The following is a 13,740-nucleotide window of genomic DNA, read 5'->3' as shown; positions in this document are numbered from 1 at the left end:
ATTCGATCACGGCCCATCCCTTCGAAGCCCGCCATCCGCGGAGGCTGGAAAATACTTAGATATCTAACTTATAGTCGTCAAACCGTCGATTGAGCAAGGATTTTCGGGGCCGAGAAGGCCCTTACGCGGTGGACAGGTGAATTTTGTTTAGATAGCTAAGCATTATCCCAGCAGCTGTTCATGAGACATGTCTTGATCGATTACCAAGTTTATGCCGCGCGCATCCGCACCGCCTATGCCGGCCCTGCCATCACCCCGATCCGCCACGCCGAACCGCTGGCGACGATCGACGACGCCTATGCGATCCAGACACTGAACCGCGACCATTGGGTACGGGAGGGCCGGCGGATCGTCGGCGCCAAGATCGGCCTCACCTCAAAGGCGGTGCAGCAGCAGATCGGGGTCGACCAGCCCGATTTCGGCGTCCTGTTCGCCGACATGCAGGTCGGCGAAGCGGACGCTGTGACGACAGGCCGGTTGCTGCAACCGAAGGTCGAAGCCGAAATCGCCTTCTGCCTCGGCCGCGACATCGCTTCGGTTGGCGACGATCCGGCCGATCTTAAGGGCGCCATTGCCTATGCGCTCCCCGCGCTTGAAATCGTCGACAGCCGGATTGCCGAGTGGGACATCAAGATGGTCGACACCATCGCCGACAATGCCTCGTCGGGATTGTTCGTGCTGGGCACACAGCGGGTGGACATTCGGGACATCGACCTCGCCGCCTGCACGATGCGGATGGAGAGGAACGGCGCGCTCGCGTCCGAAGGCAGCGCCGCCGCCTGCCTCGGCAACCCGCTGAAGGCGCTCTCATGGCTCGCCTCGATGCGGATCGAGCGCGGCGAGCCGCTGAAGGCAGGTGACATCATCCTGTCGGGTGCGCTCGGCCCGATGGTCCCCGCGGCGCCCGGCGATAGCTTCCACGCCGAAATCGTAGCCATCGGCAGCATCGGCGTCCGCTTCGGTTCCTGATCCCGTCGCCCCAGCGAAGGCGGGGGCGACGGATGATATTACCCCAGCGTGCCCTTTCGCGGCCCGAGATACCCGAACAGATAGGCCGCGACTTTCCGCATCTGGATTTCCTCCGCGCCCTCGGTGATGCGGTAGCGGCGGTGATGGCGATAGATATGCTCGAACGGCTTGTGCCGCGAGTAGCCGATGCCGCCGTGCACTTGCATCGCGCGATCGGCGGCCTCGCACACGAGCCGGTTCGCCCAATAATTGCACATGCTGACCTTGTCGGAGAGCTGGTGCTCAATCTCCTTATGCGGGGTCTGGTCCATGTCCCACGCGGTCTTGCGGATCAGCAGCCGCAGCATCTCGGCCTGCGTCGCAAGCTCGACGAGCGGGAACTGGATCGCCTGGTTCTTTGCCAGCGCTTCGCCGAACGGCTTGCGCTGGCGGGCATATTTGACGCTTTCCTCGATGCAGAACACCGCCGCGCCGAGCGATGAGGCCGCCTGCCGGATGCGGTTCTGGTGGACGAAGCTCTGCGCGATCGACAAGCCGCCGCCCTCGAGCCCGAGCCGCGCGCTGTCGGGCACCCAGACATCGGTGAAGGTCATCCGCGGATGGTCGGTCGGCATGTTGAACGTCCACATATATTCATCGACCGTCATCCCCGGCGTGCCCGTCGGCACGAGGAGGCAAGTGATGCCCTTTGCGTCGCCGTTGTTGCCGCTGGTGCGGCAGAAGGTCGCGCAGTGGGTTGCGACGTGCATGCCGGTGATCCACATCTTGCGCCCGTCGATCCGCCAGCCGTCGACCCCGTCGCGGGTCTCCCGCACCGCGTGGGTTTCCATATGCGTCGCGTCGCTGCCGTGATCGGGCTCGGTCAGGCCAAAGGCGGTGCGCCGCTTGCCCTCGAACCCGCCGAGGATGAACTCCTGCTTCTGTTCCTCGCTGGTGCCGAACTGCTCGAACATCTCGACGAACGGGAAGTTGCCGACGATGCTGTGCTCGTTCTGCAGATCATTGTGGAGCCCGAGGCCTTTCGCGGCAAAATGCTCGCGGATCACCGCCATCCATAGGTTCGACCCGTCCTGGCCGCCATATTTCTTCGGCGCCGAGAAACGCCAATGCCCCGCGGCATCGGCCAGCCGCGTCGCCTGACGCAAAAGCTGCTCCCACTCATGACGCGGCAGCCCCTGATTGTCCCAGTCGGTGCGGCTATGCTCGCGGCGGTGGTCGAAGAAGCGGATATTGTCGTCCGCCTCCTCCAGCGGCTTGATCTCGGCTTCGATAAACGCATCGAGCTCGTCCAGATACGCCTGCAAATCGGCCGGCAGCGCAAAATCCATTTCTCTCTCCCTAATTTTTCTGTTCGCCCCAGAGATTGCGCGCGCGGGCGAGCGCGGCATATTTGGGACTGTCGACCGCGCATTTGTCGAGCACCGCGCGCCGCAACTTCGCGAGCAGCCCGGGTTCGGCCAACGTCGTCGCGCCCGACAGCAAAGCCTCGGCAAGCGCCCCGTCCTCGGCCCGCACCGCCGCATCGAGATCGCGCATCACGATGCCGAGCGCGTTCATCGCGACCACCACCTGGAACTTGCCATGTCCTTCGGCCGTCGGCTTGATGTCGCCTTCCAGCCAGTCGCGCACCGCCTGCACCATCTCGCGGTTTGTCGGCTCCCCCGTCGGGTCGGGCCGCGAGGGCCGCGATGGCGGCAGCGCCCTCCCCCGCTCGGCATCCGGCGCCTCCGCCTCGAGCAGCAGGATGAGGTCGAGCTCCTGCTCGGCGGTCCGCCGCCCGACGACGACGCGCTCGACCGTCGTATCGGCGCCGCTGCGCCACGCCTGCCCCATTTGCAGGCAGCCAAGCGCCCACCAGAGGGTGCGATAGACGAGCCAGAAGCGGAAGCGTGCGGGGTCGACCTTGCCGCCCCCCGCCGCTTCATAGGCGGCAAAATAATCCTCGACGCTGCCGACCCCGAAGGCCGGCCGATCGAGCGCGCCAAAGCGCCACACGGTCATGCAGCCGAACGCCAGATCCTCATGCCCGTCGCCCCGATGCGCAAGTTCCCAGTCGAGTACGGCGGCCAACCCATTCGCGTCGACCATGATATTGCCCATGCGATAGTCGCCATGGACGAGCACCGGTTCGGCCGGCACCGGCAGGTGATCCTCGCACCACCGGATCGCGAGCGCGATCGCGGGCCGGTCGCCGCCATAGGAAAGAAAGCGCGCCTTGAGTTCGGCCAGCGCCGTGGCGGTGTCCATCAGCGGAATCGCCGCGGGAATCGCCGCGCGTGGCAACGCGTGGATGCGCGCCAGCTCGCGCCCCAGGTCGGCAAGCAGCGTCGGCGGCGGCGCGGCGAGTATTTTTGCCGGGCTCACTTCGGCGACGATGCGGCGCATCACATATCCGGTGCCCATGCCGTCGCTCGCGCCGAGCACGCCAACAACCTCGGGCGCCATGACCCCGGCGCCATGCGCCGCCATCACCAGCGCCGCTTCGTCGGCATGGCCAAAGGGGCGGTCCGCCATATAGTCGGCCGACGGCGCGCGGCGCAGCACATAGGCTCCAGAATCCTTTGACCCGGCCCAGTCGAACGCCCAGCTTTCCATGTTCGCACCGCCCGAAAGCCGCATGAGCCCGGCGAGTTCGCCGGGTCCCGAAATGCGCGCCATGAAGGCGGCCAGCGCGGCGGAAAGATCGGTCATGCGCAGCCCCCTCGTTGAAAGACTTGTCCGGACAAAAGCCGCCTGCACAACATCGCCCGCCCCCTCAGCCATTGCAACGCGTTTCGAAATTACTTAGTATACTAATTATATAAGATCGAAACGGGTCCGGCAAGTGGCCGCGCGTGGGGGACGCAATATTCCGCAATATCCAACCAAAGCCGCTGGTAACGCCGTAACGATATGCGGATCGGGACGGACGGCATGAATCCGATCTGGCTTCCTGCCTCGTTATTGGGAGGGCTGTTCCAGGCCTGGCGGACGGCGCTTCAGCAACGCCTGCGCGCCGAACTCAGCGTGAGCGGCGCGGGGCTCGTTCGCTACCTCTACGGCCTGCCCTTCGCTTTCGGGCTCGCGGGCATCTGGCTGTGGCTCCAGGGCGCGCATCTTCCGCCGCTGGGATTTGCATTCCTTGGCCTCGCTGCTGCAGGCGGGATGGCGCAGATGGCGGGGACAATCTTGCTGATCATGGCATTCGGCCATCGCGGTTTCGTCGTCGGCACCGCTTTTTCCAAGACCGAAGCCATGCAGGCGGCGCTGGTGACCGCGCTTCTGCTCGACGAGCATCTTCCGCTGCTCGCCTGGCTCGGCATCGTCGCGGGTGTCACCGGCGTCCTGATGCTCGCGCTGACCGGAAGCGGCATTACGGTCCGTCAGATCTGGCGGGCATTGGGGCAACCCGCGGCGCTGTGCGGTCTTGGCGCCGGGTCGATGTTCGCGTGCGCCGCGATCGCGATCAAGCTCGCGACCGCCGAATTGGCGAATGTCGATCTGGTATCGTCGGCGCTGGTCACGCTGGTCGTGGTCATGGCGATCCAAAGCGGCCTCCACCTCGCCTGGATCATCGCGCGCGACCGTCCAACACTAACTTCCGCGCTCCGATCGTGGCGTACTTCCACGCAAGTCGGCCTGCTTTCGGCGCTCGGTTCGGCTTGCTGGTATATCGGCTTTGCCGCCGCGCCCGCCGCGCTCGTGCGAATCGTCGGCCAGGTCGAGGTTATTTTCACGATAGCCTTCGCGCATTTCTATCTGCGCGAGCCCATAAGATGGCACGAGGCCGTCGGGCTGCTGCTGGTCGTGGTCGGCGTCATCCTCGCGCTTCTCACCACGACTTGAGATACCCGCCGGCCCGCTGCGCCAAAAAAGAAGCCCGCCGGATCGAAAACCGACGGGCAGAAAGCGAACAGGATGGCCTTGTGGGACCATCCTGCCCTTGGGTCGCATCCGGTGAATGGCGCATTTGGCGTGCCATTTCGCTACCCACTTGGGTAGCATTTCGATTTTTCTTGCGCTTTTTCGGGCGTTGCTTTGCTATGTCACGACTGCTGTCTATCAAAATGCGTCGCGGCCAATCGTCTCAACCGGGGATATGTGTGTCGATTGATCATGCTCCGATCATTGTGCAGGGTCATAATGAGCCCGCCGAATGGGAAACACTCAACGCGTTGATCGGGCGCATTTATGATTCCGTGCTGCAACCCGAATGCTGGAATGAAACGCTCGCACGGATAACCGGCGCCTTGTGCCCCTTGAGTTGGGAAGCCGCCTTCATCCTGTGGGAAAGCAGCAGCCCGCCCCGCGCGCGCTTCGTCGCCGCTACCGGGCTCGCCGCCGGCGTCCAGGAAATCTACACCGCCGTTTATGCCGGAAACCATCCATGGTCGCGCAAATTGATGCGCTATGGCAATGGCAGCGTCGTCGACAGCTATGACATCATGACCCGCGACGAATTTCTGGAATCGGCCTTTTTCCGCAATTTCCTGGAACCGTGGGGGATCGACCGCCTTGTCGGTGTCCTGCTCGACCGGCGCGGGGGAGAACGGCTGGGGCTGATGCTGCCCGGCCCCGGCGATCGCGATGTCGAGACGCTCAAGCGCGGCCTTCGCGTCCTTGCGCCGCATATCCAGCGCGCGATGCGGATCAGCGATCGCATCGCGACATTGGAGCTCGCCGCCGGCGCCGCGCGCGCCGCGACGGATTTTGCGCCCTTTGCCATCTTCAGCCTCGACGATCAGCTGAACATCCTCGCCGCCAACAGCCGCGCCGCGCAATATGAAAAGGCGGGGTTCATCCGCCTGGCGCAGGACCGCTTCGGTTTTTGCCATCCCGCCAGCCAGAAAAGACTGCTCGATCTTGTCAGGAGTCCGACACCGACCGGGCTCGCCTTTCAGACCGTCGGCAGTTCGGGCGCCGAATGCCCGGTGCTGGTTGCCCGCATCACGCGGCAATCGGCGCAGCAGATCGGCGGGTTCAGTGATGGTGCGTCGCTGATCATCACCCTGGGCAGCGCGCCGGGCGAAACGCCGGTGGTCGAGATCGACCGGGTCGCGCAATGGTTCGCCCTGACCCCGGCCGAAGCGCGGCTGGCCGTCGGGCTCGCCGCCGGCAAATCGCTCCAGGATTATGCTGCGGAGCGCGCGGTCAGCCTGAATGCCGTCCGCTTCCTGCTGAAGGGCATTTTCAGAAAAACGGGAGCGACCAGTCAGGCGCAGCTGGTTGCGACGCTCGCGCGGCTACCCTCCGCAGGCGAAAGTTGGAGCGGCGAGCGTTAAATGAGCATCGCCACCCAAACCCGTTTGTGCTGAGCTTGTCGAAGCACCGTCCTTCTTCGGCGGCGCCGAAAGAAAGAACAGCCCTTCGACAAGCTCAGAGCGAACGGTTCATATTTACGGCTCGCCGCTCTAGCGGTCCAACTAACCTTCGCCCTTCATGCCGGCGTTGAATTCGGCAACGAGATCGAATCGGTCGCCGCGGAAGAGTTGCCGAACGTGGGTCACGATGCGCCCGGCGCGCCAGGTCGTGCGGTCGAGCTCGAGGCACGCGGCCGTCGTGCCGACCCCCAACAGCGCGGCTTCCTTGCGATTCGGCGACACCGCCCGGATGATATGGCGCGCCTCGGTCCACGGGATATGCGCGAGCAACCATGTGCCCGGCGCCTCTTTTTCGAAATCGACCCCGCGCGCGTCGGGAACTTCCGCCAGCGAGATCAGCCGCCGCTCGAAGGCAAAGGGTTCGCCCGCGGCCAGATGGACGCCTTCGATGCACAGGGCCGGCGCCGGGATCGCCGCTTCGCTCCGCTTTGCAGCTTCGATCGACGAAGCCTGCCAGCGATAATTCTCGCCCCGCGCGGCGATCAGCTCGGCCAGATCGGGCACGGTCATCACCGCCGAATGGACCGGCGGATGCGCGACGAACGACCCCGCCTTGCGGCGGCGTTCGATCAACCCCGACGCGGCGAGTTCGCTCAGCGCCTTGCTCACCGTCGCGCGCGCGCAGCCATGCTGCGCCGCAAGCTCCTGCTCGGTGGGAATGCGGTCGCCGGGACGCCACGCGCCTGAGCGGATCAGCCCCGCAATCTCGTCGCGAATGCGCCTTGCGGGGTTCAAGCGAGAATCCGTGCGACACAGGCGCGGTAGGCGGCGCCGATCTTCCCGGCGTCGACATGGCGTCCCTTTTCGACATATTTGACGCCCGCGCGCCAGACACAGTCGATCGCGCCAGCCCGCGCGGCAAAAATCCAGCGGTCGAGCAGCGTGTCGTCGTCGGTGCCGGCAAAGGCGGGATGATCGAGGTCGAACGAAACGAAATCCGCCGCCTGCCCCACCGCGAGCCCGGCCGGAATGCCGAGCGCCCGGGCGCCGCCGTGCAACGCGCGGGCGAACAGGTTCGCGCCGACAAACGGCGCCTCCTCGCTCGCCATCAACGCGCGGGCGCGCTGCGACAGGCGCTGCGAATATTCAAGCGACCGCAGTTCCTGCGCCGCATCGATGAGAATGTTGCTGTCGGTCCCGATCCCGAAACGTCCGCCCGCGGCGACATAGCCGGTCGCCGGAAAGATGCCGTCGCCCAGATTGGCTTCGGTAACCGGGCAAAGCCCGGCGACGGCGCCGCTCGCGGCCAGCGCGGCGGTTTCGTCCTCGTTGATGTGGGTCGAGTGGATCAAGCACCAGCGCGCATCGACCCCGGCATTGGCGAGCAGCCATTCGACCGGCCGCGCGCCGCTCCACGCGACGCAATCCTCAACCTCCTTCACCTGTTCGGCGGCGTGGATATGGACCGGGCCGGTCGGCGACATCGACAGGAGTTCGGCCAGCTGGCCGGACGACACGGCGCGAAGCGAATGCGGTGCGACGCCGATATTGGCGTCGCCCGAAAGCTTGGTTCGCGCTGCTTCGAACAACCTTGAAAAGCCGTTGATATCGCAAAGGAATCGCCGCTGACCAGGGCTCGGCGCCGCGCCGCCGAAATTGCCATGGGCATAGAAAACGGGGAGCAAGGTCAGGCCGATGCCGCTCGCGGCGCTGGCCGTGACGATCGCGCCCGCCATTTCCGCGGGGTCGGCATAGGCGGCGCCCGCCGGGTCGTGGTGCAGATAATGGAACTCGCCCACCCGCGTAAATCCGCCCTCCAGCATCTCCACATAGGCCTGCGCAGTGATCGCCGCGACATCCTCGGGCGTGAGCCGGTCGAGGAAGCGGTACATGATTTCGCGCCAGCTCCAGAAATTGTCGTCGGGTCGGCTGCGCCTTTCGGAAAGGCCCGCCATGCCGCGCTGGAAGCCGTGGCTATGGACGTTGCAGAGCCCGGGCAGGCCGGCTCGGTGCCGCTCGTCTCCGTCCATGGTCGCGACGCCGGTTTCGACCGACGCGATCCGGCCATCGGCGACAAGCAGCCGCACGCCTTTCTGCCAGCGATCGTCGATCCACGCACGTTCGAACCAATATGCCGCCATGTCCTGTCCTCATATTATGTCTAGACATAATGACGCGTTCGGACGAAAGTGTCCAGATGGACAATATCTGGACGAACGCTCGACTCGCGACGATGGCCGGCCACGACGCCAATGGCGATCTGGGTCTCGTCGAGGACGGCGTCGTCGCCGCGAAAGACGGCCGGATCGTCTATGCGGGACCAGCGGATGGCGCGCCTTCGGGTGCCGCGCGGATCATAGATTGTGAGGGCCGGCTGGTCACACCGGGCCTGATCGACTGCCACACCCATCTCGTCCATGGCGGCAACCGCGCGGGCGAGTGGGCGATGCGCCAAGCCGGTGCGAGCTATGAGGATATTGCGCGCGCGGGCGGCGGCATCGTTTCGACGATGCGCGCGACGCGGGCAGCGAGCGAGGCCGAGCTGGTCGAGAGCGCGCTCCCGCGCCTCGACGCGCTGATCGCCGAAGGCGTCACGACGATCGAGATCAAATCGGGCTATGGGCTCAGCACCGACGCCGAGCTCAAGATGCTGCGCGCCGCGCGCACGCTTGCCGACCGGCGCCGCGTGCGCGTCGAGCCGACCTTTCTCGGCGCGCATGCGCTGCCGCCCCAATATGCCGGCGAGAGCGACGCCTATATCGACCTCGTCGTCGGCGAGATGATCCCCGCCGCCGCGTCGCTCGCGACCGCAGTCGACGCCTTTTGCGAAGGCATCGGTTTCTCGCCCGCACAATGCGCGCGCGTGATCGTCGCGGCGCAGGCGCACGGCCTCGCGGTCAAGCTCCACGCCGAACAATTGTCGGCGCTCCACGGCAGCGCCCTCGCGGCGCGCGCGGGTGCGCTGTCGGCCGACCATCTCGAACATGCGACCGACGACGATGTCCGCGCGATGGCCGAGGCGGGCACCGTCGCGGTGCTGCTCCCCGGCGCCTATTATTTCATGCGCGAGACCAAATTGCCGCCGATCGACGCGATGCGCCGCCATGGCGTGGCGATAGCGCTCGCGACCGACTGCAACCCCGGCACCTCGCCGACGACATCGCTCCTCCTCATGCTCAATATGGGCGCAACGCTGTTCGGCCTGACGGTCGCCGAGGCGCTGCGCGGCGTAACGGTGAACGCCGCCGCCGCGCTCGGCCTCGGCGCCGAGATCGGGACACTCGAACCCGGCAAGGCATGCGACCTCGCGATCTGGGACGTCGGCGACCCCGCCGAGCTGGTCTACCGCATCGGTAGTAACCCGCTTCACCAACGCATCAAGGACGGACAATGATCATCGAGCCCGGGCATATGACGCTCGCCGACTGGCGCGAAATCTATGAGGGCGCGAGCGCCGAACTGAGCGCCGGTGCATGGAGCGCAATTGACGCCAGCGCTGCCGCAGTCGCACGGATCGTCGCCAAGGGCGCCCCCGTCTATGGCATCAACACCGGCTTCGGGAAGCTCGCGAGCGTGCGCATCGCCGACGACGATCTGGCGACGCTCCAGCGCAACATCGTGCTCAGCCATGCCGCGGGCACCGGCGCACCCTCGCCCACTCCCATCGTCCGCCTGATGATGGCGCTGAAGCTCGCAAGCTTCGGCATGGGCGCCTCGGGCGTGCAGCGCGAAACGGTCGCGATGATCGAGGCGATGCTGGCAAAAGGCCTCACCCCCGTCGTCCCGTCGCAAGGCTCGGTGGGTGCGAGCGGTGACCTGGCGCCGCTCGCGCACATGGCCGCGGCGATGATCGGCGTCGGCGCAATCGAAGTCGGCGGCACGACCTTGCCTGCCGCCGATGCGCTCGCGCAGGCCGGCCTTGCCCCGCTCGATCTCGGCCCCAAGGAAGGCCTCGCGCTGCTTAACGGCACGCAATTTTCGGCCGCCAACGCTCTCGCGGGCCTCTTTCGTGCCGAGACCGTGTTCCGCTCGGCGCTGATCACCGGCGCGCTCTCGACCGAGGCCGCCAAAGGTTCGGACGCGCCCTTCGACGCGCGTATCCATGCGCTACGCGGCCACACCGGGCAGCGCGAGGTCGGCGACGCCCTGCGCACCCTGATGGCGGGGTCGGCGATCCGCGCGTCGCACGCCGTCGACGACCCGCGCGTACAGGATCCCTATTGCCTCCGCTGCCAGCCGCAGGTGATGGGCGCCGTACTCGACCTGCTGCGGCAGGCCGCGACGACGCTCGGCATCGAGGCGAATGGCGTTTCGGACAATCCGCTGATCTTCGCCGACAGCGACGAGGCGCTGTCGGGCGGCAATTTCCACGCCGAACCCGTCGCCTTTACCGCCGACATGATCGCGATGGCTTTGTGCGAGATCGGATCGATTTCGGAGCGCCGGATTGCAATGCTTGTCGACCCGGCGCTGTCGGGCCTGCCCGCCTTCCTGACCCCGCGCCCGGGGCTCAACTCGGGCTTCATGATTCCGCAGGTCACCGCCGCCGCACTGGTCAGCGAGAACAAGCAGCGCGCCTATCCCGCCAGCGTCGATTCGATCCCGACGTCGGCGAACCAGGAGGATCATGTGTCGATGGCCGCGCACGGCGCGCGCCGCCTGCTCGAAATGGCCGATAATGTCAGCGCGGTGATCGGGATCGAACTGCTCGCGGCATGTCAGGGCATCGATTTTCACGCACCGCTGAAATCGAGCGACGCGCTGGAGGCAGCGCACAAGCATCTCCGCACCGAGGTGCCGACACTCGAGGACGATCGGCATTTCCACCCCGATATGGAAGCCGCGACCGCGCTGATCCGTTCGGGCAGCCTCGTCGCCGCGGTTCCGGCAGACCTGCCGGGCCTCGCCTGATGGACTGGCTGCGCGTCCATCGCGGCGACGCGCCGCTCGTCGTCGCCTTCCCGCACGGCGGCATCGGCCTGGCCGGGCTCGACGACCAGTTCGTCTCGCCGTGGCGCGCACGGCTCGACACCGACTGGTGGATCGCCGATCTTTACGCCTTCGCCGCCGATATGGGCGCAACATTGGTCGCGACCGATATTTCGCGCAGCGTGATCGACATGAACCGCGATCCCTCGGGCACCTCGCTCTATCCCGGACAGGCGACCACCGAGCTGTGTCCGACGACCACCTTCGACGGCGCACCGCTCTATCGCTTCGGCGAACCCGACGAGGCCGAGATCACCCAGCGCCTCCATCTGTACCATCGGCCCTATCACGAGGCGCTGACCGACGAACTCGAACGCCTCGGAGCCGCGCACGATCGCGTCGTCCTCTACGACGCGCATTCGATCCGCAGCCACGTCCCGCGCCTGTTCGAGGGCGAGCTGCCGCAGTTCAACATCGGCACCAATGGCGGCACGACCTGCGCGCCCGAACTCGAAACCATCGTTGCCGGCATCTGCGCGACGAGCGGCAAGAGTCTCGTCGTCAACGGCCGCTTCAAGGGCGGCTGGACGACGCGGCATTATGGCCGCCCCGAAGGCGGTGTTCACGCGATCCAGATGGAGCTCGCGCAGCGCGGCTATATGACCGAGCCTGCCACGCCCACCGAAACCAACTGGCCTTCCCCTATCGATCCCGACCCCACGATCCTGGCCGTGCTGCGACAAGCGATCGCCGCCGCCCTCAATTTTGCGAAAGGACAGACATGACCCGCCTCGATAACCAGCGCCATATCGTTGCCCCGACCGGCACGGAATTGAACGCAAAGAGCTGGCTCACCGAAGCGCCGCTGCGCATGCTGATGAACAATCTCGACCCGCGCGTTGCCGAAGCACCGCAGGAACTGGTCGTCTATGGCGGCATCGGCCGCGCCGCGCGCGACTGGGAGAGTTTCGATCGCATCGTCGAGGTGCTGAAACGGCTTGAGGAAGACGAGACACTGCTGGTCCAGTCGGGCAAGCCCGTCGGCGTGTTCAAGACGCACAAGCACGCGCCGCGCGTCCTCCTCGCCAACTCGAACCTCGTTCCCAAATGGGCGAACTGGGATCATTTTCACGAGCTCGATAAAAAGGGCCTGATGATGTACGGCCAGATGACCGCGGGCAGCTGGATCTATATCGGCAGCCAGGGCATCGTTCAGGGCACCTACGAAACCTTCGTCGAGGCGGGGCGCCAGCATTATGGCGGCGACCTGTCGGGCCGCTGGATCCTCACCGCGGGCCTCGGCGGGATGGGCGGCGCGCAGCCGCTCGCGGCGACGATGGCGGGCTATTCCTGTCTCGCGATCGAATGCCAGCCGAGCCGGATCGCGATGCGGCTCGAAACCGGCTATCTCGATGTCGAGGCGAAGACCCTCGACGAAGCGCTCGATCTCGTCACGAATGCGAAGACGCCGCTGTCGGTCGGGCTGTGCGCCAATGCCGCCGACATCTATCCCGAACTTGTCCGGCGCGACGTACGTCCCGACATCGTCACCGACCAGACCTCGGCGCACGATCCGGTGAACGGCTATCTGCCGCAGGGCTGGAGCCTCGAACAATGGTTCGCCGCGCGCGAGAGCGATCCCGCGTCGGTCGACAAAGCCGCGCGCGCGTCGATGGCGGTGCATGTGCAGGCGATGCTCGATTTCTGGAAAGCCGGCGTGCCGACGGTCGATTATGGCAATAATATCCGCCAGGTCGCCTTCGACGAAGGCGTGACCGACGCCTTCGCTTTCCCGGGCTTCGTCCCCGCCTATATCCGCCCGCTTTTCTGCCGCGGCGTCGGCCCTTTCCGCTGGGCAGCGCTCTCGGGCGACCCTGAGGACATCTACAAGACCGACGCCAAGGTGAAGGAATTGCTGCCCGACAACAAGGAGCTGCACCGCTGGCTCGACATGGCGCGCGAGCGTATCCAGTTCCAGGGCCTGCCCGCGCGCATCTGCTGGGTCGGCCTCGGCGACCGCCACCGTCTCGGCCTTGCCTTCAACGAAATGGTCGCGAGCGGCGAACTCAAGGCGCCGGTCGTGATCGGCCGCGATCACCTCGATTCGGGCTCGGTCGCCAGCCCCAATCGCGAGACCGAAGCGATGAAGGACGGCACCGATGCCGTGTCCGACTGGCCGCTGCTCAACGCATTGCTTAACACCGCGAGCGGCGCGACCTGGGTCTCGCTGCACCACGGCGGCGGCGTCGGGATGGGCTATTCGCAGCACGCCGGCATGGTGATCGTCGCGGACGGCAGCCAGGATGCGGCCGAGCGCCTTGAACGCGTACTGTGGAACGATCCGGCAACCGGCGTGATGCGCCACGCCGACGCGGGCTATGACGAAGCGATCGCCTGCGCACGCGAGCAGCAGCTCGATCTCCCCTCCATCGCGTGAGGATGAAGGCGGCGGCGCTCGATATTTGGCCGATGGCGAACTCGGAAACCTCCCCCTATAGGGAGTGCCCGGATAGAGTGACTGTCCGCACCAAAGGAGAAAATA

The 13,740-nt window shown here is 65.9% G+C and carries 11 protein-coding genes; 7 read left to right on the top strand and 4 right to left on the bottom strand.

Going from position 1 to position 13,740, the window contains the following annotated elements:
- Positions 1–192 precede the first annotated feature (192 nt).
- Positions 193–969, top strand: a complete 777-nt coding sequence (locus V6M50_RS19095; protein ID WP_332820167.1) for a 2-keto-4-pentenoate hydratase — start codon at positions 193–195, stop codon at positions 967–969.
- 38 nt (positions 970–1,007) lie between these two features.
- On the opposite strand, the gene V6M50_RS19090 is transcribed toward V6M50_RS19095, so the two are convergent.
- Together V6M50_RS19090 and V6M50_RS19085 are read right to left on the bottom strand one after the other, a co-directional pair.
- A complete protein-coding gene (locus V6M50_RS19090) occupies positions 1,008–2,297 on the bottom strand; it encodes an acyl-CoA dehydrogenase family protein (protein ID WP_332820166.1) in 1,290 nt (429 codons plus the stop codon).
- Between the two features lie 10 nt (positions 2,298–2,307).
- On the bottom strand, positions 2,308–3,660 hold the full coding sequence (locus tag V6M50_RS19085) for a phosphotransferase family protein (protein ID WP_332820165.1): 1,353 nt from the start codon (positions 3,658–3,660) through the stop codon (positions 2,308–2,310).
- A gap of 201 nt (positions 3,661–3,861) precedes the next feature.
- Here V6M50_RS19085 and V6M50_RS19080 point away from each other — a divergent pair, with 201 nt between their 5' ends.
- Together V6M50_RS19080 and V6M50_RS19075 are read left to right on the top strand one after the other, a co-directional pair.
- Positions 3,862–4,794, top strand: a complete 933-nt coding sequence (locus tag V6M50_RS19080) for an EamA family transporter (RefSeq protein WP_443030545.1) — start codon at positions 3,862–3,864, stop codon at positions 4,792–4,794.
- 284 nt (positions 4,795–5,078) lie between these two features.
- A complete protein-coding gene (locus V6M50_RS19075; RefSeq protein WP_332820164.1) occupies positions 5,079–6,230 on the top strand; it encodes a helix-turn-helix transcriptional regulator in 1,152 nt (383 codons plus the stop codon).
- A 141-nt stretch (positions 6,231–6,371) separates the two neighbouring features.
- Here the strand turns inward: V6M50_RS19075 and V6M50_RS19070 are convergent, their stop codons facing one another.
- Positions 6,372–7,064, bottom strand: coding sequence for a UTRA domain-containing protein (locus V6M50_RS19070; protein WP_332820163.1), 693 nt, complete (start codon positions 7,062–7,064; stop codon positions 6,372–6,374).
- On the bottom strand, positions 7,061–8,410 hold the full coding sequence (locus V6M50_RS19065; protein WP_332820162.1) for a formimidoylglutamate deiminase: 1,350 nt from the start codon (positions 8,408–8,410) through the stop codon (positions 7,061–7,063). The genes V6M50_RS19070 and V6M50_RS19065 overlap by 4 nt, the downstream gene beginning before the upstream one ends.
- 56 nt (positions 8,411–8,466) lie before the next feature.
- Here V6M50_RS19065 and hutI point away from each other — a divergent pair, with 56 nt between their 5' ends.
- From hutI to hutU, 4 genes are read left to right on the top strand one after another with little or no spacing between them, the layout of a single operon-like run.
- Complete coding sequence (hutI, locus tag V6M50_RS19060; RefSeq protein ID WP_443030547.1) at positions 8,467–9,663, top strand: imidazolonepropionase; 1,197 nt, start codon at positions 8,467–8,469, stop codon at positions 9,661–9,663.
- Positions 9,660–11,180: a histidine ammonia-lyase gene (gene hutH, locus V6M50_RS19055; protein ID WP_332820160.1), complete on the top strand. Its 1,521-nt coding sequence runs from the start codon at positions 9,660–9,662 to the stop codon at positions 11,178–11,180. The genes hutI and hutH overlap by 4 nt, the downstream gene beginning before the upstream one ends.
- Positions 11,180–11,983: an N-formylglutamate deformylase gene (hutG, locus tag V6M50_RS19050; protein ID WP_332820159.1), complete on the top strand. Its 804-nt coding sequence runs from the start codon at positions 11,180–11,182 to the stop codon at positions 11,981–11,983. Before hutH ends, hutG begins: the two co-directional genes overlap by 1 nt.
- Positions 11,980–13,635, top strand: coding sequence for a urocanate hydratase (gene hutU, locus V6M50_RS19045; protein ID WP_332820158.1), 1,656 nt, complete (start codon positions 11,980–11,982; stop codon positions 13,633–13,635). Before hutG ends, hutU begins: the two co-directional genes overlap by 4 nt.
- The last annotated feature ends 105 nt before the right edge of the window (positions 13,636–13,740 follow it).

The organism is Sphingopyxis sp. (genome assembly GCF_036675685.1).
Lineage (GTDB): Bacteria > Pseudomonadota > Alphaproteobacteria > Sphingomonadales > Sphingomonadaceae > Sphingopyxis.
This window is presented reverse-complemented; position numbering and strand designations above follow the sequence as displayed.

Coding starts and splice junctions, on each gene's coding strand:
- V6M50_RS19090 (WP_332820166.1), bottom strand. CDS start 2,297: ATGGATTTTGCGCTGCCGGCCGATTTGCAGGCGTATCTGGACGAGCTC.
- V6M50_RS19085 (WP_332820165.1), bottom strand. CDS start 3,660: ATGACCGATCTTTCCGCCGCGCTGGCCGCCTTCATGGCGCGCATTTCG.
- V6M50_RS19080 (WP_443030545.1), top strand. CDS start 3,862: ATGCGGATCGGGACGGACGGCATGAATCCGATCTGGCTTCCTGCCTCG.
- V6M50_RS19065 (WP_332820162.1), bottom strand. CDS start 8,410: ATGGCGGCATATTGGTTCGAACGTGCGTGGATCGACGATCGCTGGCAG.
- hutI (WP_443030547.1), top strand. CDS start 8,467: ATGGACAATATCTGGACGAACGCTCGACTCGCGACGATGGCCGGCCAC.
- hutH (WP_332820160.1), top strand. CDS start 9,660: ATGATCATCGAGCCCGGGCATATGACGCTCGCCGACTGGCGCGAAATC.
- hutG (WP_332820159.1), top strand. CDS start 11,180: ATGGACTGGCTGCGCGTCCATCGCGGCGACGCGCCGCTCGTCGTCGCC.
- hutU (WP_332820158.1), top strand. CDS start 11,980: ATGACCCGCCTCGATAACCAGCGCCATATCGTTGCCCCGACCGGCACG.